The sequence below is a fragment of the Streptomyces sp. NPDC057424 genome (assembly GCF_042803315.1).
Classification (GTDB): domain Bacteria; phylum Actinomycetota; class Actinomycetes; order Streptomycetales; family Streptomycetaceae; genus Streptomyces.
Map to the genome: position 1 here is coordinate 18,647 of NZ_JBHVCP010000070.1, position 17,805 is coordinate 36,451.

The 17,805-nt window shown below is 70.2% G+C and carries 16 protein-coding genes; 1 reads left to right on the forward strand and 15 read right to left on the reverse strand.

What is annotated here, in order from left to right; translation table 11 throughout:
- Window positions 1-121: 121 nt before the first annotated feature.
- From ACFU3E_RS34015 to ACFU3E_RS34030, 4 genes are all read right to left on the reverse strand, one after another.
- Window positions 122-904, reverse strand: a complete 783-nt coding sequence (locus ACFU3E_RS34015; RefSeq protein ID WP_384167211.1) for a TIGR03936 family radical SAM-associated protein — start codon at window positions 902-904, stop codon at window positions 122-124.
- A 48-nt stretch (window positions 905-952) separates the two neighbouring features.
- The gene (locus ACFU3E_RS34020; RefSeq protein ID WP_384167213.1) at window positions 953-2,158 is read right to left on the reverse strand and encodes a hypothetical protein; all 1,206 of its coding nucleotides are present in this window, start codon (window positions 2,156-2,158) and stop codon (window positions 953-955) included.
- Between the two features lie 215 nt (window positions 2,159-2,373).
- The gene (locus ACFU3E_RS34025) at window positions 2,374-2,604 is read right to left on the reverse strand and encodes a helix-turn-helix domain-containing protein (protein ID WP_384167216.1); all 231 of its coding nucleotides are present in this window, start codon (window positions 2,602-2,604) and stop codon (window positions 2,374-2,376) included.
- Window positions 2,604-3,101 (reverse strand): DUF2975 domain-containing protein, encoded by a 498-nt coding sequence (locus tag ACFU3E_RS34030; RefSeq protein ID WP_384167219.1) that lies wholly within the window; start codon window positions 3,099-3,101, stop codon window positions 2,604-2,606. Before ACFU3E_RS34030 ends, ACFU3E_RS34025 begins: the two co-directional genes overlap by 1 nt.
- Before the next feature lie 170 nt (window positions 3,102-3,271).
- On the opposite strand from ACFU3E_RS34030, the gene ACFU3E_RS34035 reads away from it, so the two are divergent.
- A complete protein-coding gene (locus ACFU3E_RS34035) occupies window positions 3,272-3,961 on the forward strand; it encodes a GAF and ANTAR domain-containing protein (RefSeq protein ID WP_384167222.1) in 690 nt (229 codons plus the stop codon).
- Between the two features lie 290 nt (window positions 3,962-4,251).
- Here ACFU3E_RS34035 and ACFU3E_RS34040 read toward each other — a convergent pair whose 3' ends face one another.
- The 11 genes from ACFU3E_RS34040 to ACFU3E_RS34090 form a co-directional block, all read right to left on the reverse strand.
- Window positions 4,252-6,222, reverse strand: coding sequence for a TIGR03960 family B12-binding radical SAM protein (locus tag ACFU3E_RS34040; RefSeq protein WP_384167225.1), 1,971 nt, complete (start codon window positions 6,220-6,222; stop codon window positions 4,252-4,254).
- An 87-nt stretch (window positions 6,223-6,309) separates the two neighbouring features.
- The gene (locus tag ACFU3E_RS34045; RefSeq protein WP_384167228.1) at window positions 6,310-7,815 is read right to left on the reverse strand and encodes a CHAD domain-containing protein; all 1,506 of its coding nucleotides are present in this window, start codon (window positions 7,813-7,815) and stop codon (window positions 6,310-6,312) included.
- Window positions 7,816-7,870: 55 nt separating this feature from the next.
- Window positions 7,871-9,073, reverse strand: a complete 1,203-nt coding sequence (gene rodA / locus ACFU3E_RS34050) for a rod shape-determining protein RodA (protein WP_384167231.1) — start codon at window positions 9,071-9,073, stop codon at window positions 7,871-7,873.
- On the reverse strand, window positions 9,070-11,313 hold the full coding sequence (mrdA, locus tag ACFU3E_RS34055) for a penicillin-binding protein 2 (protein WP_384167234.1): 2,244 nt from the start codon (window positions 11,311-11,313) through the stop codon (window positions 9,070-9,072). Before mrdA ends, rodA begins: the two co-directional genes overlap by 4 nt.
- Window positions 11,314-11,428: 115 nt before the next feature.
- A complete protein-coding gene (mreD, locus tag ACFU3E_RS34060) occupies window positions 11,429-12,103 on the reverse strand; it encodes a rod shape-determining protein MreD (RefSeq protein WP_384167237.1) in 675 nt (224 codons plus the stop codon).
- A gap of 13 nt (window positions 12,104-12,116) precedes the next feature.
- Window positions 12,117-13,064 (reverse strand): rod shape-determining protein MreC, encoded by a 948-nt coding sequence (gene mreC / locus ACFU3E_RS34065; RefSeq protein ID WP_384167239.1) that lies wholly within the window; start codon window positions 13,062-13,064, stop codon window positions 12,117-12,119.
- A gap of 144 nt (window positions 13,065-13,208) precedes the next feature.
- Entirely contained in the window at window positions 13,209-14,228 is a 1,020-nt protein-coding gene (locus ACFU3E_RS34070) for a rod shape-determining protein (RefSeq protein WP_004001297.1), read from the reverse strand.
- Between the two features lie 275 nt (window positions 14,229-14,503).
- Complete coding sequence (gene ndk / locus ACFU3E_RS34075; RefSeq protein WP_031130869.1) at window positions 14,504-14,917, reverse strand: nucleoside-diphosphate kinase; 414 nt, start codon at window positions 14,915-14,917, stop codon at window positions 14,504-14,506.
- Between the two features lie 65 nt (window positions 14,918-14,982).
- Entirely contained in the window at window positions 14,983-15,339 is a 357-nt protein-coding gene (locus ACFU3E_RS34080) for a DUF4233 domain-containing protein (protein ID WP_384167243.1), read from the reverse strand.
- Between the two features lie 5 nt (window positions 15,340-15,344).
- Window positions 15,345-16,868, reverse strand: a complete 1,524-nt coding sequence (locus ACFU3E_RS34085) for a bifunctional folylpolyglutamate synthase/dihydrofolate synthase (RefSeq protein WP_384167246.1) — start codon at window positions 16,866-16,868, stop codon at window positions 15,345-15,347.
- 162 nt (window positions 16,869-17,030) lie between these two features.
- Window positions 17,031-17,805, reverse strand: a 775-nt coding sequence (locus ACFU3E_RS34090; RefSeq protein WP_384167259.1) for a class I tRNA ligase family protein, incomplete at its 5' end; no start/stop codon positions are given.

Consider the following 17,805-nt stretch of genomic DNA (forward strand, 5'->3'; position numbering starts at 1 on the left):
GGTTCCGTACGCCGAATGCGTACGGCCTGGCGAAAGTCTTCTGGTCGGTGCGCTGCCCGACCCAGGTGGCTCCCGAGTCCAAGGGCGGCGCTACGACGTCCGTCCCTACGCGGGACCTTCCTTACGCCGGCGCCGTCGCGGCGGCAGTCGGTTCGGCCGTTGAGGGGGCCTCGACTGCCTCGCGGTCGGGCGCGAGCGGGTCGGTCACCGTGCCGGTCTCTTCATCGAACAGCCCCTGCGCCAGCCTGGTCACCGCAGCGGCGACCGGCGGCGCCAGGTCGGCCACGGCGCGAAGACCGGACAGGACGTCGTCGGGTCGTACGGCAGGCGTCACGTGCCGAACAACCAGCCGCAGTATCGCACAGGGCTGGTCGGTCGGCCTATCAGCCTGCGAACTGTGCGTTTCCCCGAGGCCGCGGACCTCCAGGCTCGCCACGGCGGAGCGGGCGTCGAACGTACGGACACCGTTCTTGGCGAGGCGCTGGACCTCGACGGTCTCGGCCGCGTTGAAGGCGTCAGCCGCTCGGCGGGCCTCCTCCGGCGGCACACCGTCCAGCCGGAGCTCCCAGACGGAAGCCGTCAGCCGGTCGGCGAGTCCCGAGGTACGGGCCTCGACCGCCTCGGTGATGTCGAGCCCGGCGGGCATCGACTCGTCGAGGAGGGCCCGGAGCTGCTCCGGGTCGCGCGGCGCGGTGAGCGCGATCTCCAGGTACTCCGCCTCACTGCCCGTGCCGGTGGGTGCGGCATTGGCGTACGACACCTTCGGGTGCGGTGTGAAGCCGGCCGAGTAGGCCATCGGCACCTCGGCACGGCGCAACGCACGCTCGAAGGCGCGCTGGAAGTCACGGTGGCTGGTGAACCGGAGGCGGCCGCGCTTGGTGTAACGCAGTCGGATGCGCTGCACCGCGGGTGCGGGCGGCGGGCCTTCGGGCTGTCGCTTGCCCAGTGTCGTTCAGTCCTTCGTGAGAGCGGTCGTACTGCTACCAAGAGTACGTGCCTCGCGCGCCGATGGTTCCCTCCGGCCGACCGGACGCGGCTGCCGCGGCTCGCCGAAGAGCATCCGCCGAACGTCGGCTCGGGCCTGCCGCACGGACTGCCGCGCGGCGGCCAGCGCCTGCCGGGTGGCCCGCCCCACACTGCGGGCGGCCTCGGCGGCGGGCCGCCAGACGGCGTCCCGTACGACGTGCCCGACGGGCGTCAGCACGCTGCGGTACACCCATCGCACCGGTTCGACGAGGAGCCACCGGAAGAGGGTGCCGAGGAACCGCCCGACGGCAAGCGAGATGTGCCCGGCGACGCGCCATGCGTGGCCGAGCGCGTCCCGCACCTCCCGCCCGATGACGGCGAGGACGCGTCCGGCCGGGGTGAGGATCCAGCGCCAGAGGGCGAGCGCGGGCAGGACCAGCAGGATGCGGGCGATCCAGTAGAGGGCCGTGCCGACGCCGGTGACGGCCGTGCTCACCAGCCACACGAGCCCCTTTCCGCACCAGACGACCGCGCGGCCGACGGGCGCGAGCACCCACGTGTACAGCCAGACGGCGGGTACGGCGACGAGGTACGTCGCGAGCCAGGCCAGAACCGTCCGGACACCTATACCGAGCGCGGCGAGCACGGCGCCGAGCCCCTTCACAACCCACATCACCGCGTGCCCGACGGGCGTGAGCAGATGGGCGTACACCCAGCCGAGCGCGGCTCCCACGCCCCTGGCGATCCAGCCGGCCCCGGCCCCGACACCCCGGACGGCCCACGCGATCGCGTGCCCCACGGGGGTCAGCACATACCGGTAGAGCCAGACCAGCGGCACGACGACGAGGACGTTCCCCAGCCATCCGAGGGCCCTGCCCACCGGGACGACGACGTAGCGCCACAGCCCGGCGAACGGCCAGACGAACACCGCCCGCCCGAGCCACAGCAGCGCCCGCCCGAGCGGCCGGAGCAGCGCGTCGTTCAGGAACCGCCCGGCCACGACGAGCGCGTCCCACAGCATCCGCACGGGGACGACCAGAACGAGCACGATGATCCGCACGGGAATCCGGATCGCGACGGCGAGACACCCCTCGGGCGGCTCCGGCTCACGCCGGACGGGCGGCTCAGCAGGCCGCTTGCGCAGATCGACCCGCGCCTCGGAACCCTCGCGGGGATGCTTCTCCAGATCCATACCGTCGTAGACGCCTTCAGCGCCCCGTCCGGATCCAGCACCACACAGCCCCGCCCCGATCCCCCGCGATTCCTCCACTCGGCCGCAAGATCATACGGCTCACGCGCGGGTGACCTGCGCCTGCCGCAGCCGGGCGACTCCCGCAAGCCGTTGCGGGCGTACGCGGGGATCGCCCGGGTACCGGGTCTCCGGAGGCCCGCGGCCGATGTTCTCCCTCAGGGCACGGCCGGGTCCGCCGCCCCGTCCGTCTCCCAGCGCAGCAGATCTCCCGGCTGGCACTCCAGCACCTCACACAGCGCGGCGAGGGTGGAGAAGCGGACCGCCTTGGCACGGCCGTTCTTGAGGACCGCCAGGTTGGCGGGGGTGATGCCGACGCGTTCCGCCAGTTCGCCCACGGACATCTTGCGCTTGGCCAGCATCACGTCGATGTCGACGGCGATCGGCATCAGATGACCTCTTCCAGCTCGGCCTGCATCTGAGCCGCCTCGATGTCGCGCGCGACGGCCTGCGCGAGCAGCATCCGCAGCACGAGCACGACCAGCGCCACGCCCAGCACGGCCACCACCACCCCGCACAGCAGGAGCACCACTCCGGGAGCGACGGCCTCGCCCGGCGCGAGCACGACCGCGAGCGCGAAGACCAGCAGGGCGGCCGCCACGAACGCGCCGATCACGATGTGCACATAGCGGAAGGCAGCGGGGGAGAACACCGTCCCACGCCGCACCATCGTCACCAGCCGCCACACGCAGACCACGACGACCTGGGCCGTCACGACTCCCAGGACCGTGATCACGAGGATCGGGGTGCGCAGGTACGCGTACTCGGGCCTGAGCCCGTTCATGTCGACGGCCAGCAGCGGGACCATCACCGCCTGCACGAACAACGACCCGGCGAGCAGCACCACGAGCACCCCACGCAACGCCGCCACGGCCAGCTTTCCCATCGCCACTCCTTCGATCGAACCACGATGGAAATCTATCGAAATTCGATAGATGCCACAAGAGGCGACCGCCGGGAAGACGAACATCGGGTGCGACAGCCCACCGGTGTGTGCGCACATGACACCGTGGCAGGAGGCATGCATGCCCAGCACTCGGACCGAGGAGGACGACAGTGGACTGGCGCGTGTTCGCACAGGAGATGGCCGCCATGGCGCGTGACCTGCTCGCCCAGGACTCGGTCGGCGCCACACTCGAGCACATCACCGCAGCGGCCACGGAACACGTGGCCGGGTGCGACGCGGCCGGCATCCTCCTCCTGCACGGCAAACGCGTGGAGACACTCGCACCCACCCACGACCTGGTCGTCGAGAGCGACCGGCTCCAGGAGCGCCTCACGGAGGGCCCCTGCTTCGACGCGGCCCGCACCAGCAACGGGGAGCGCGTGTTCCGCATCGCCGACTTCACCACCGAGCAGCCCCGCTGGCCCGCCTACGCCGCACGGGCCCGTGCACTGGGCGTGGGCAGCATGATGGGCTTCCTGCTCTACACCGAGGACGAGGACCTCGGCGCGCTCGACCTCTACTCGCACCGGCCGGGGTCCTTCACGGACGACAGCGAGACCGCCGGCTGGCTGCTCGCCTCGCACGCGGCGGTCGCCCTCTCCAGCGCCCGCAGCCACGCCCAGATGGAGCAGGCCATGGCCACCCGTCACGTCATCGGCGAGGCCATGGGCATCCTCATGGGCAGCCACCGCCTCACCGAGGACCAGGCCTTCGACGTGCTGCGCCGCTACTCCCAGGAGAAGAACATCAAGCTCCGCGAGGTCGCCCGGCGGGTCTGCGAAGAGGGCCGCCTGACCTGACGGCTCCCCCAGCACACATTCTGAACTGGGGGAACCTGACCGAGTCGGTCCCCCAGGGAAGCGTCACCAACCCGGCCTGCTCAGCGGGTCCCCCTCAGAACACGCCTCTCACCTCCCAGGCTCCCTCCCGCACGTGGAACGAGGCGCGAGCCGGTGTCCTCTCCGGCTGCATCGGACCAGTCATCGCCGGCCACCCGATGCCCCTGGAACCACCGAGCCCCCTCCCGGCAGGCAGGGGGCTCGGCCGCAGCGTCAGGGCAAGCGCGCAGCGGAGCGGTGCTCGGTTCCGCTCAATGCGCGTGCCCGCTCGAAGCCGGTGCGGGACCCGCGTTCCTGACCGTCAGAGGCAGCAGCTTCTTGCCCGTCGGGCCGATCTGGATCTGGGTGTCCATCTGCGGGCACACCCCGCAGTCGAAGCAGGGCGTCCAGCGGCAGTCCTCGACCTCCGTCTCGTCGAGGGCGTCCTGCCAGTCCTCCCAGAGCCAGTCCTTGTCCAGGCCGGAGTCGAGGTGGTCCCACGGGAGGACCTCCTCGTAGGTGCGCTCGCGGGTGGTGTACCAGTCGACGTCCACGCCGAACGGGGCGAGGGCCTTGTCCGCGCAGGCCATCCAGCGGTCGTACGAGAAGTGCTCGCGCCAGCCGTCGAAGCGGCCGCCGTCGTCGTAGACCGCGCGGATGACCGCGCCGATGCGGCGGTCGCCGCGGGAGAGGAGGCCCTCGACGATGCCGGGCTTGCCGTCGTGGTAGCGGAAGCCGATCGAGCGGCCGTACTTCTTGTCGCCGCGGATCTTGTCCCGCAGCTTCTGCAGACGGGCGTCGGTCTCCTCGGCGGAGAGCTGCGGGGCCCACTGGAACGGCGTGTGGGGCTTGGGGACGAAGCCGCCGATCGAGACCGTGCAGCGGATGTCGTTGGAGCGGGAGACCTCGCGGCCCTTGGCGATGACCTTCGTCGCCATGTCGGCGATCTGGAGGACGTCGTCGTCGGTCTCCGTCGGCAGGCCGCACATGAAGTACAGCTTCACCTGGCGCCAGCCGTTGCCGTACGCCGTGGAAACCGTGCGGATCAGGTCCTCTTCCGAGACCATCTTGTTGATGACCTTGCGGATGCGCTCCGAGCCGCCCTCGGGGGCGAAGGTGAGGCCCGAGCGCCGGCCGTTCCTGGTCAGCTCGTTCGCCAGGTCGATGTTGAAGGCGTCCACGCGGGTGGAGGGGAGCGACAGGCCGATCTTGTCGTCCTCGTAGCGGTCCGCGAGGCCCTTGGCGATGTCGCCGATCTCCGTGTGGTCGGCGGAGGACAGGGACAGCAGGCCGACCTCCTCGAAGCCCGTCGCCTTCAGGCCCTGCTCGACCATGTCGCCGATGCCCGTGATGGAGCGTTCACGCACCGGGCGCGTGATCATGCCGGCCTGGCAGAAGCGGCAGCCGCGGGTGCAGCCGCGGAAGATCTCCACCGACATGCGCTCGTGGACCGTCTCGGCCAGCGGGACGAGGGGCTGCTTGGGGTACGGCCACTCGTCGAGGTCCATGACGGTGTGCTTGGAGACCCGCCACGGGACGCCGCTGCGCTTCGGCACGACACGGGCGATACGGCCGTCGGGCAGGTACTCGACGTCGTAGAAGCCGGGGACGTACACCCCGCCCGTCCTGGCCAGCCGGAAGAGGAGCTCCTCGCGGCCACCGGGGCGGCCCTCGGCCTTCCAGGCGCGGACGATCGCGGTGATCTCCAGGACCGCCTGCTCGCCGTCGCCGATCACCGCGCAGTCGATGAAGTCGGCGATCGGCTCGGGGTTGAACGCCGCGTGGCCGCCGGCCAGGACGATCGGGTCGTCCAAGCCGCGGTCCTTGGCCTCCAGGGGAATGCCGGCCAGGTCGAGGGCGGCCAGCATGTTGGTGTAGCCCAGCTCCGTGGAGAAGGACAGGCCGAACACGTCGAAGGCCTTCACGGGCCGGTGGCTGTCCACCGTGAACTGCGGGACATGGTGCTCCCGCATGAGCTCCTCGAGGTCCGGCCACACGCTGTAGGTGCGCTCGGCGAGGACGCCCTGCTGCTCGTTGAGCACCTCGTAGAGGATCATGACGCCCTGGTTGGGCAGACCGACCTCGTAGGCGTCCGGGTACATGAGCGCCCAGCGGACGTCACAGGAGTCCCAGTCCTTGACTGTGGAGTTGAGCTCTCCGCCGACGTACTGGATCGGCTTCTGCACATGCGGGAGCAGAGCTTCGAGCTGCGGGAAGACCGACGCAGCGACTTCGGCAGGCATGTCGCGCACCTTCGTGAGCTGGACTGAACTGACAGGGGTGACCATCCAGACTAACGCGATCGCGGGGAGCCTCCGTACGCCGGAAGGTCAGAGGTCCGCCGCACCGTCCTTGATCCCGTCCCAGAAGCCGGGCAGTTCGGCCTCCACGCGTACCGCCCGCCGTTCCTCGCGCTCGTGGAGGAGGCCGTAGGTGAAGGCGCTCTCCCCCGCCGCGTGGGCGACCGCCGACAGCTCGCGCAGGGCCTGCCGGGCCATCACGCTGTCCTGGTGTTCGCCGAGCAGGTTCTGCAGCGCCTTCATGGACTTGGCCATGGTCTTGGCCGGCTTGCCGAGCACGGGTTTGGCCGTCTCCGCCGCGTAGCGGGTGCGCTTGGCCTTCTTGCGGGCCTCGTGCAGCGCGACGTCCCGATCGGTGCCGGGTTCCAGGTCCGCCGCCTGCTCGATCAGCGCGGACACCTTGCGGAAGTCCTTCCGTACGGCCTTGGCGATGGGCTTGTGGGGCTCCTTGCCGGCCGCCTCGAGCAGCGGCGGGTCGGCGATCAGCGCGTCCAGGGTGTCGAGCAGGGTCAGGTAGCGGCGGGAGTCCAGGACGCCGAGGAGGCGGCCGCGGGCCCCGCTGTGCTCGGCGCGGGACCAGGAGTGCAGGCGTTCCACGACCGGGCCGCGGACCAGGCCTGCGGGCACCTCGTCGACGGCCGCGGTGAGCCGTTCGGTCAGCACCTCGCGGTCCCGGTCCAGGCCCAGCTCCGCGGCGAGCCACTTCAGCTCGTCGGCGATGGGGTCGGTGACGGTCCGGTCGAGGATCTTGCCGAACGACTTGAAGGTGCTGCGCAGCCGGCGGGTGGCCACGCGCATGCTGTGCACGGCGTCCTCGGCGTCGCGGCGGACGGCGGGGTCGAGCTCGACGATGGCGTCCCGCTGGGTGCGCACGTAGGCGAGCACATGGTCTCCGGCGGTCACCGGCTCCCGGGCGGGCGCGGTGGCGCGCCGCTTCCCCGGTGCCGTCTCCTCGAGGGCGCGGGCCAGTTTCGACGACGCTGCCGAGGGCCGTACGCCCGCCTTGCGCAGCCGCTTCTCCACCTTGTCGAGCAGGGCCGGGTCTCCCCCGTCGGCGAGTTCCACCTCGACCTCGGTCCACCGTGCTTCGCCGCCGTGCCCCGTGAGCCGTTCGGCGTGCACGGTGTCCACGCTCACCTCGGCGAGCAGATGGCCGTCGGCGTCGAGCAGATGGCGTACGTCGCGGTCTGAGCGCAGCCGGACCACGGGAAGCAGTTCGCTGTTGCGGACGCGGGAGCGGACCAGAGCGGTGAGGTCGTCGGGGAGGGTGTCGGAGAGCGGGGCGTGGATCTCGTCGCGGACATCCGGAGCGATGGGGAACTTCAGGTGCCAGCCCGCGTCGGAGCCGCCGGTGCGGCGGCGCAGGGTGACGGATGACGCGGCGAGGCGTTCGTCGACGGTGTCGTAGTAGGTGGCGTCGAGGTGGGCCATGCCCTTGTCGGCCACGGCCGCGATCCCGGCGACTCCGGTCAGGTCGGGGAGTCCGCTGTCCGCCGACTCGTACTTCCGCTCGATCTCTCGCTTGCTGTGCGCCATGAACCGAATCTAGTCTGCCGGGGCGCGGGGCGGCAGAGGGCCACCCCGCGCGGGGTCATGCCGACATCGGCCGCTGCACGCGGATCGACTGCAACAGCCCCACCGCTATCCACACGGCGAACATCGACGATCCGCCGTAGGACACGAACGGCAGCGGCAGGCCGGTGACCGGCATGATGCCGAGGGTCATGCCGATGTTCTCGAAGGTCTGGAAGGCGAACCAGGCGATGATGCCGGCGGCCACGATCGTGCCGTACAGGTCCGTGGTCTCCCGGGCGATGCGGCAGGCCCGCCACAGGACGATGCCGAGGAGCACGATGATCAGGCCGCCGCCGAGGAAGCCCAGTTCCTCGCCCGCCACGGTGAAGACGAAGTCCGTCTGCTGTTCGGGCACGAACTGGCCGGTGGTCTGTGAGCCGTGGAAGAGGCCGGAGCCGGTCAGTCCGCCGGAGCCGATGGCGATGCGGGCCTGGTTGGTGTTGTAGCCGACGCCGGCCGGGTCGAGTTCGGGGTTGGCGAAGGCGGCGAAGCGGGCGATCTGGTAGTCGTCGAGCACCCCGATCTGCCAGACGGTGACCGCGCCGAGCGTGCCGGCGCCGAGGAGGCCGAACACCCACCGGTTGGACGCCCCGGAGGCCAGGAGCACGCCGAGCACGATGATGACCATCACCATGACCGACCCGAGGTCGGGCATCAGCATGACGATCAGCATGGGTACGGCGGCCAGGCCGAGGGCCTGCACGACCGTGCGGTGGTCGGGGTACTGCTTGTCACCCGCGTCGACCCGGGCCGCCAGCAGCATCGCCATGCCCAGGATGATCGTGACCTTGACGAACTCCGAGGGCTGGAGCGAGAAGCCGCCGGGGAGCTTGATCCAGGAGTGGGCGCCGTTGATGGTGGAGCCGAGCGGGGTCAGCACCAGCAGGATCAGCAGCAGCGAGAAGCCGTAGAGGACGGGGACGGCCGTGCGCAGGGCGCGGTGGCCGAGCCAGATCGTGCCGGCCATCATGGCGAGGCCGATGCCGGTGTTGAGCAGGTGCCGGACGAGGAAGTAGTACGGGTCGCCCTGGTTGAGTTCCGTGCGGTTGCGGGTCGCCGAGTAGACGAGGAGCGTGCCGAGCAGCGACAGGGCCGTCGCCGACAGCAGGATGGGCCAGTCGAGCCGCCGCGCCACCGAGTCGCGGGCCAGCAGCCGCGTCCAGCCGGAGCGCTCGGGCCCGTAGCCGGAGACCTGGAAGCTGTTCACGCCGCCGGTCATGCTGGCAACCTCCGGCTTCCCCGGCGGCGGCGCCTTCGGGTGTCGCGGTTCTCGGGCGTCGGCGGGGCCGCCGTCGCCGGCTGGAGCGGGTCGGCCGGGGCGTTCGGGTCCTTCTTGTTCGCCTGCTGGTCCTTGGCCGGGTCCTTGGAGACCTTCGGGGAGGAGATGGTGCCGTCCGTCTTGACCTTCGGCAGGGTCTTCTGCGGGGTCGGCAGCAGTGCCTTCTTCGCGTCGATGGCGCCGTCCTCGGAGACGCCGTAGAGCGCGTTGTAGATGTTGCGGACGGCGGGGCCCGAGGCGCCGGAGCCCGTACCGCCCTGGGAGATCGTCATGACGATCGAGTAGTCCTTGGTGTACGTGGCGAACCAGGAGGTCGTCTGCTTGCCGTAGACCTCGGCCGTGCCCGTCTTGGCGTGCATCGGGATCTTGTCCTGCGGCCAGCCGCCGAACCTCCAGGCGGCCGTACCGCGGGTGGCGACTCCCGCGAGGGCTTCGTCTATCTCGTTGCGGAGCTTCTTCGTCATCGGCAGCTTGCCGTTCGCCTGGGGCTTGATCGGGGTGACCGTCTTGCCGTCGGCGCTGATGACGGCCTTGCCGACCGAGGGGGTGTACATCGTGCCGCCGTTGGAGATGGCTCCGTAGATCGTGGCCATCTGGATCGGTGTGACGAGGGTGTCGCCCTGTCCGATGGAGTAGTTGACGGAGTCACCGGCGCGCAGGCGATTGCCTTCGAGGCAGTTCTCGTAGGCGATCTTCTCGGCGTAGCTGCCGTTGCGCTTGCCGGTGCGGCACCAGGCGTCCTTGTTGGCCTTCCAGTAGTCCAGCTTCCACTGGCGGTCGGGGACGCGGCCGGTGACCTCGTTGGGCAGGTCGATGCCGGTCTCCTTGGCGAGGCCGAACTGGTGGGCGGTCTTGTAGAACCAGTCGTTGGCGTTCTTCTTCGGCTTGGTGCCACCGTCGCGCTTCCACTCCTCGTGGGAGAGGCGGTAGAAGACGGTGTCGCAGGAGACCTCCAGGGCCCGGCCGAGGCTGATCGGGCCGTACCCCTTGGACTCGAAGTTCTTGAAGACCTGGCCGCCGATCGAGTACGAGCTGGAGCACTGGTAGGGGCCGTTGAAGCTGTAGCCGGCGTTGACCGCGGCGGCCGTCGGGATGACCTTGAAGATGGAGCCGGGTGCCGACTGGCCCTGGATGGCGCGGTTGAGCAGCGGGTAGTTGGAGCTCTTGCCGGTGAGCCGCGTGTAGTCCTTGGCGGAGATGCCGCCCACCCAGGCGTTCGGGTCGTACGTGGGGTTGGAGGCCATGGCGACGACGCGGCCGGTCTTGGCCTCCATCACCACGACGGCGCCGGAGTCGGCCTTGTAGTTGGTGCCGGTGTTCCGGTCGTGCTGCTTGCGGGCTTCCTTCATCGCCTCGTTCAGCTGGTACTCGGCGATCCGCTGGACGCGGGAGTCGATGCTGGTGACGAGGTTGTCGCCGGGGTGGGCCGGGTCGGCCTCGGCCTGGCCGATGACCCGGCCGAGGTTGTCGACCTCGTAGCGGGTGACGCCGGCCTTGCCGCGCAGGGCCTTGTCGTACTGGCGCTCCAGGCCCGAGCGGCCGACCTGGTCGGAGCGCAGATACGGCGAGTTGGTGTTCTGCGCCTTCTTGATCTCCTCGTCGGTGACCGGCGAGAGGTAGCCGAGGACCTGGGCGGTGTTGGCCTTGCCCGGGCTCGGGTAGCGGCGCACGGCCTCCGGTTCGGCGGTGATGCCGGGGAAGTCCTCGGCGCGCTCGCGGATCTGGAGGGCCTGCTTGGCGGTGGCCTCGTCGGTGATCGGGATGGGCTGGTAGGGCGAGCCGTTCCAGCAGGGCTGCGGCGTCTTGGCGTCGCACAGCCGGACCTTCTCCTGGACCGCCTTGGGCGTCATGCCGAGGACCTTGGCGAGCTTGGTGAGGACTTCCTTGCCGTCGTCCTTCATCTTCAGCAGGTCGGTGCGGGAGGCGGAGACGACCAGCCGGGTCTCGTTGTCCGCGAGGGCCACGCCGCGTGCGTCGAGGATCGAGCCGCGGACGGCGGGCTGGACGACCTGCTGGACGTGGTTGCCCGAGGCTTCCTTGGCGTAGGCGGCGCCCTCGCGGATCTGGAGGTACCAGAGGCGTCCGCCGAGGGTGAGCAGGAGGGAGAGGACGAGGACCTGGATGACGACGAGCCGGATCTGGACCCGTGAGTTCCGGCCGGTCTCGGGAATGTTGGTCACTGCGGCTGCCTCCCCCTCTCGGTGCGCGTACGGGTGTGCGGGTACGAGTGATGAACGCCCGCCCACGAGCGGGCGTTCCTACTGGACCGACCCGTTCGGGTGAACTTCCCTGCGTTCACAGCCGCTTGACCCCCTTGATGCGCCCTGCACGTGCCATCCGCGCTCGGGCCGCCTTCACGCGCAGCCCGCTGCGCTGGCCGCCGATCTTCAGTCCGGTGCCGCCGGAGAGCCAGCCGGAGGAGATGTCCGAGGCCTTGGCTGCGGCCGAGGTCGACTCGGCGAGCGGGTCGTTCTCGGCGCGCCGGGCCAGGGCCATGATCACCGGCACCACGAACGGGGCGAGCAGCAGGTCGTACAGGGCGGACGTGAACAGCAGGCTGCCCAGGCCCACATGGCGGGCGGCCGTGTCCCCGACGAGGGCGCCGACCCCCGCGTACAGCAGCGTCGAGCCGACCGCGGCGGCGACCACCACGGCCATGGGGCCGGTCGCGGACTTCAGCTGGCCCGTCTCGGGCTTCACCAGGCCCGCGAGGTAGCCGATGACGCACAGCACGAGGGCGTAGCGCCCGGCGGCGTGGTCGGCGGGCGGGGCCAGGTCGGCGAGCAGGCCCGCGCCGAAACCGACGAGGGCGCCGCCCACATGCCCGTACACCAGCGCGAGGCCGAGGACGGTGAGCAGCAGCAGGTCGGGCACGGCGCCCGGCAGATGGAGGCGGGCGAGGACGCTGACCTGGATCACCAGGGCGACGACGACCAGGGCGGAGGAGAGCAGGATCCGGTTGACACGCATGGGATGACAGCTCCTACTGCTCTTGCTGGTTCTGGCCGTCCACGGGCGCCTCGGCGGACGGCGTCACGGTCACCGTCACCGTCGGCCTCGGGGTGGGCTTGGGCTTGGGCGGGAGCACGGTGTCACGTGGGTCCTTCTTCGGGGCCTCGACGACGACACCGACGATGTCGAGCTTGGTGAAGGCGGTGTACGGCGTGACAAAGAGCGTGCGGGTCAAGCCACCGCCGGAGGGGTCGACGCGGGAGACCACGCCGACGGGCACGCCGGGTACGAACGGCCGGTCGGCCTGCGAGCCGAAGGTGACCAGGCGGTCGCCCTTCTTCACCTCCGCCTTGCCGTTGAGGAGTTCCACGCGCAGCGGGCGGTCGCCCTGGCCGGACGCGAAGCCGAGCTCGTCGCCGGACTCCATCCGGGTGCCGACCGTGAAGTCGGGGTCGCTGGCGAGCAGGACGGTGGCGGTGTTGGGTCCGACGGTGGTGACGCGCCCGACGAGCCCGTCGCCGTTCAGGACGGTCATGTCGCGCTTGATGCCGTCCCTGGCGCCGACGTCGATGGTGATGGTCCAGGAGAAGCCCTGCGCGGCTCCGATGGCGATGACCTGGGCGCCCTTGATGCCGTACTGACCCCGGCCGGAGATCTTCAGCATCTTGTCGAGCTGCTCGAGGCGGCTGCGGCTGCGGTCGTCGCTGCCGAGGCGCGCCTTCAGGGCCGCGTTCTCCTCTTCCAGCGCGGCGAGCCGGTCGTGCCGTTCCCCGGAGTCGCGGATGGCGGAGACCGCGTTGCCGACCGGGTCGACCGCGGCCGAGACGCCGCTCTCGATCGGGCCGAAGACCGTCGCCGCACCCTGCCGGGCACCGTCGACGGGCGAGTCCTCCCCACCGCGGATGTCCACCGTGATCAACGCGAACGCGATGGCGATCAGCAGCACCAGGAGCAGCCGGCTCTCTCGTGTGTCCCTCACGTGCGGCGGCCGTGCCCTTCCTCATAGGAATTCGGGAAGCCCCAGGGAAACCCGAGGGGCTGCTTTGTGGGAGCTTATGCCTCTATATCAACGATCCGCCGTACGAGAGGAGATCGTCCCGTACGGCGGAATCGAAGAGTTATGTCATCTGCGCGGCTGGGCGTCCAGCACCTGCTGCAGCGCCTCGAACTCCTCGACGCACTTTCCGGATCCGAGCGCCACACTGTCCAGCGGGTCCTCGGCGATGTGGATCGGCATGCCGGTCTCCCGGCGCAGCCGCTCGTCGAGACCCCGCAGCAGCGCTCCGCCGCCGGTCAGAACGATTCCTCGGTCCATGATGTCGCCGGACAGCTCCGGCGGACACTTGTCGAGGGTCGTCTTGACGGCGTCGACGATCGCGTTGACGGGCTCCTCGATCGCCTTGCGGACTTCGGCGGCGGAGATGACAACGGTCTTCGGCAGCCCGGAGACGAGGTCCCTGCCGCGGATTTCGGTGTGCTCGTCGGAGTCGAGGTCGTACGCCGAACCGATCGTGATCTTGATCTGCTCGGCCGTGCGCTCACCCAGCAGGAGGGAGTACTCCTTCTTGATGTGCTGGATGATCGCGTTGTCCAGTTCGTCGCCCGCGACACGGATGGACTGGGCGGTGACGATGCCGCCGAGGGAGATGACCGCGACCTCCGTGGTGCCGCCGCCGATGTCGACCACCATGTTGCCCGTGGCCTCGTGGACCGGCAGGCCGGAGCCGATGGCCGCGGCCATGGGCTCCTCGATGATGTGCACCTGACGGGCGCCGGCCTGGGACGACGCCTCGATGACGGCGCGGCGCTCGACACCCGTGATGCCCGAGGGCACACAGACGACGACCCGCGGACGAGCCAGATACCGCCGCTTGTGGATCTTCAGGATGAAGTAGCGGAGCATCCGCTCGGTGATCTCGAAGTCGGCGATCACGCCGTCCTTCAGCGGACGCACGGCAACGATGTTGCCGGGCGTGCGCCCGATCATCTTCTTCGCTTCGGCGCCGACCGCGAGGATGCCACCGGTGTTGGTGTTGATCGCGACGACGGACGGCTCATTGAGTACGATCCCGCGACCCCTGACGTACACCAGCGTGTTGGCGGTCCCGAGGTCGACAGCCATGTCACGGCCGATGAACGACATTGAGTTCCCCATCAGGATTCGTCTGGCCTTCCCACTAGCTTTTGAGGGCTTTTCAGGTAGGCAAAGGTGGGTGCTGTGACGTGAAGGCTTCCATCGTAGACGCGCCTTCGCGAACACTGCGGGAGGGTCTCCGCCATTGTCAGCAGATGCCGACCGCATTCGCTTCTGGAGACGGGCGTTCGGGGACCATCGTTCCCTCGATCGCCACGCATATGCGGCAAAGCCCCGGGGCCTCGGCCCCCGGGCCTGCCGTATGTGCCGGTGAGGTGCGGACGCTACGCCCGGCCGGGGAAGAAGATCTTCACCTCGCGCTCGGCGGACTCCTCGGAGTCGGAGGCGTGGATCAGGTTCTCCCGGACGATCACACCGAAGTCGCCGCGGATGGAGCCGGGCGCCGCGGCGATCGGGTCGGTCGGGCCGGCCAGCTGACGCACCCCTTCGATGACCCGCTCACCCTCGACGATCAGCGCCACGACCGGGCCGGAGGCCATGAACTCCACCAGCGGCTCGTAGAAGGGCTTGCCCTTGTGCTCGCCGTAGTGCTGCTCCAGCGTGTCCTGGTCCAGGGTGCGCAGCTCCAGCGCGGTGATCGTCCAGCCCGCCTTGCGCTCGATGCGGCTGATGATCTCGCCGGTCAGGCCGCGACGGACGGCGTCGGGCTTGAGGAGGACGAGGGTGCGCTGGCTCACGACGGGCTCCTTGTGCATAAAGGTTTAGCGGTGGGACGAGGTTACCCGGCGGGTCGGGGCGCCTGTTACGCAGCGTCAGGTGTGGAGGAGCTCGCCCGGGCCGCGAATCTCGCCTTCGCCTCGTCGACCTTGCGGCCGTAGTGCACCGACGCCCACCACAGGGCCGCGAAGATCGCGCCCAGGAAGTACATGGTCGGGACGATGAACCCCGACGCGATGAGCGCGATCTGCAGCGCCCAGCCGAGGGCGACCCCGCCCGGGCGCGTCACCAGGCCGCACAGCACCAGGCACAGGAACATCGCGATGCCGCTGACCGTCCACACGGTCGCCATGGACAGGTCGGGGTCCTTCATGGCGACCAGGCCGGCGAACCCGATGACGAAGAACTCGCCGATCAGCGTCGAAGAACAGAGCGTGCGCACGGGACTCAGCCCCTCCCCAGGAGCAGTCGGGCCTCGCCGACGGTGATGACGGAACCGGTGACGAGCACACCGCCACCCGCGAACTCGCCCTCCTCCTCGGCGAGCGTGATGGCGGCTTCCAGGGCGTCGGGCAGCCGCGGCTCGACCTGAACGCGCTCCTCGCCGAACACCTCCACGGCGACACCGGCGAGTTCGTCGGCGTCCATCGCGCGGTGGCTGGAGTTCTGCGTGACCACGATCTCGGCGAACACCGGCTCGAAAGCCTCCAGCAGCCCCCGGACGTTCTTGTCGCCGCTCGCGCCGACCACGCCGATGAGGCGGCTGAACTGGAAGGCCTCCCCGATCGCCTCGGCCGCGGCCCGGGCACCCGCCGGATTGTGGGCGGCGTCCAGCACGACCGTCGGCGACCGGCGCACCACCTCGAGCCGGCCCGGCGAGGCCACGGCGGCGAAGGCCTTGCGGACCGTGTCCAGGTCCAGCGCGTCGGCCCGCTGCGCGCCGACGCCGAAGAACGCCTCGACGGCGGCGAGCGCGACGGCCGCGTTGTGCGCCTGGTGCGCGCCGTGCAGCGGCAGGTACACCTCGGGGTACTCGCCGCCCAGCCCGCGCAGCGTCACCAGCTGCCCGCCGACGGCCACCTGCCGCTCGACGACCCCGAACTCCAGTCCCTCGCGGGCCACGGTCGCGTCCACCTCGACGGCCTTCTTCAGCAGCACCTGCGCGGCGTCGACCGGCTGCTGCGCCATGATGACCGTCGCACCCTGCTTGATGATGCCGGCCTTCTCCGTGGCGATCTCGGCATGCGTGGTGCCCAGCCGGTCGGTGTGGTCGAGGTCTATGGGCGTGACGACGGCGACGTCCCCGTCGATCACGTTCGTGGCGTCCCAGGAGCCGCCCATGCCGACCTCGACGACGGCCACGTCCGCGGGGGCGTCGGCGAACGCCGCGTACGCCATGCCGGTCAGCACCTCGAAGAACGACAGGCGGTACTCCTGCGCGGCGTCGACCATCTCCACGTAGGGCTTGATGTCCTGGTACGTCTCGATGAACCGCTCGGGCGCGATGGGGGCGCCGTCGAGGCTGATGCGCTCGGTGATCGACTGCACGTGCGGCGAGGTGTAGCGGCCGGTGCGCAGCTCGAAGGCGCCGAGCAGGGCCTCGATCATGCGGGCCGTGGAGGTCTTGCCGTTCGTGCCCGTGATGTGGATCGACGGGTACGACCGCTGCGGCTCCCCCAGGACGTCCATCAGCGCGGCGATACGGCTGACGGAGGGCTCCAGTTTGGTCTCGCCCCAGCGGGTGGCGAGCTCCGTCTCCACCTCGCGCAGGGCCTTGTCGACCTCGGGGTCGGCGGGGCGCGTGGGGATGTCGGCGTCGGGCGGGGCGCCCTGGGTGCGCAGGGTCCGGCTGCCGGCTTCGATGACGGCGAGGTCGGGGTCGCGGGTGGTTTCCTCCGCGATGATCTCGTCGAAGGTGTCGAGGGGGTCGGGCTGGTCGTCGGCGTCGTGGTCTGGAGGGAGCTCGCTCACGGGGCCCAGTCTACGGAGACCGGCTGACATTGCCTGCGGTGGCTTGCGCCCATGGGCGACCGCGGGTCCGTGGGGGGTGCCCGCGCCGTTCCCCGCGCCCCTGAACTGCGTGAAGGCCCCGGCGCTGACCAGCACCGGGGCCTTCACGACCGTACGAACCCGTTACGCCTGCGGCAGCCTCTCCAGCTGCGCCTGGATGCGGGCGATGTCGTCCTCCGCCTTGGCGAGGCGGGTGCGGATCTTGTCCACGACGTGGTCGGGGGCCTTCGCCAGGAACGCCTCGTTGCCGAGCTTGGCGCCGGCCTGGGCCTTCTCCTTCTCCGCCGCGGCGAGGTCCTTGGCCAGGCGCTTGCGCTCGGCCGCCACGTCGATCGTGCCGGAGAGGTCCAGGGCGACCTCGGCGCCGGCGACCGGGAGGGTCGCCGTGGCCGTGAAGGCGTCGCCCTCCGGCTGGAGGCGGAGCAGCTGGCGGATGGCCGCCTCGTGGGGCGCGAACCGCGTGCCGTCCAGGGTCAGCCGGGCCGGGACCCGCTGGCCGGGCTGGAGGCCCTGGTCCGCGCGGAAGCGGCGGACCTCGGTGATGACCGACTGGAGGCTCTCGATCTCGCGCTCGGCGTCGGCGTCCCGGAAGCCACTGTCCTCGGGCCAGCCGGCGATGACGACCGACTCGCCGCCGGTGAGCGTCGTCCACAGAGTCTCGGTGACGAACGGGACCACCGGGTGCAGCAGCTTCAGCGTGACGTCGAGGACCTCGCCGAGGACGCGCTGGGAGACCTCGGCCGCCTCGCCGCCCGCCTGGAACGTCGTCTTGGACAACTCGACGTACCAGTCGAAGACCTCGTCCCACGCGAAGTGGAACAGGGCGTCGGAGAGCTTAGCGAACTGGTAGTCCTCGTAGAACGCGTCGACCTCGGCGACCACCGAGTTGAGGCGGGAG

Excerpts from the sequence above, each read along its gene's own strand:
- ACFU3E_RS34020 (WP_384167213.1), bottom strand. The coding sequence starts at position 2,158 with ATGGATCTGGAGAAGCATCCCCGCGAGGGTTCCGAGGCGCGGGTCGAT.
- ACFU3E_RS34025 (WP_384167216.1), bottom strand. The coding sequence starts at position 2,604 with ATGCCGATCGCCGTCGACATCGACGTGATGCTGGCCAAGCGCAAGATG.
- ACFU3E_RS34030 (WP_384167219.1), bottom strand. The coding sequence starts at position 3,101 with ATGGGAAAGCTGGCCGTGGCGGCGTTGCGTGGGGTGCTCGTGGTGCTG.
- ACFU3E_RS34040 (WP_384167225.1), bottom strand. The coding sequence starts at position 6,222 with ATGCCTGCCGAAGTCGCTGCGTCGGTCTTCCCGCAGCTCGAAGCTCTG.
- ACFU3E_RS34045 (WP_384167228.1), bottom strand. The coding sequence starts at position 7,815 with ATGGCGCACAGCAAGCGAGAGATCGAGCGGAAGTACGAGTCGGCGGAC.
- rodA (WP_384167231.1), bottom strand. The coding sequence starts at position 9,073 with ATGACCGGCGGCGTGAACAGCTTCCAGGTCTCCGGCTACGGGCCCGAG.
- mreD (WP_384167237.1), bottom strand. The coding sequence starts at position 12,103 with ATGCGTGTCAACCGGATCCTGCTCTCCTCCGCCCTGGTCGTCGTCGCC.
- ACFU3E_RS34070 (WP_004001297.1), bottom strand. The coding sequence starts at position 14,228 with ATGTCGTTCATCGGCCGTGACATGGCTGTCGACCTCGGGACCGCCAAC.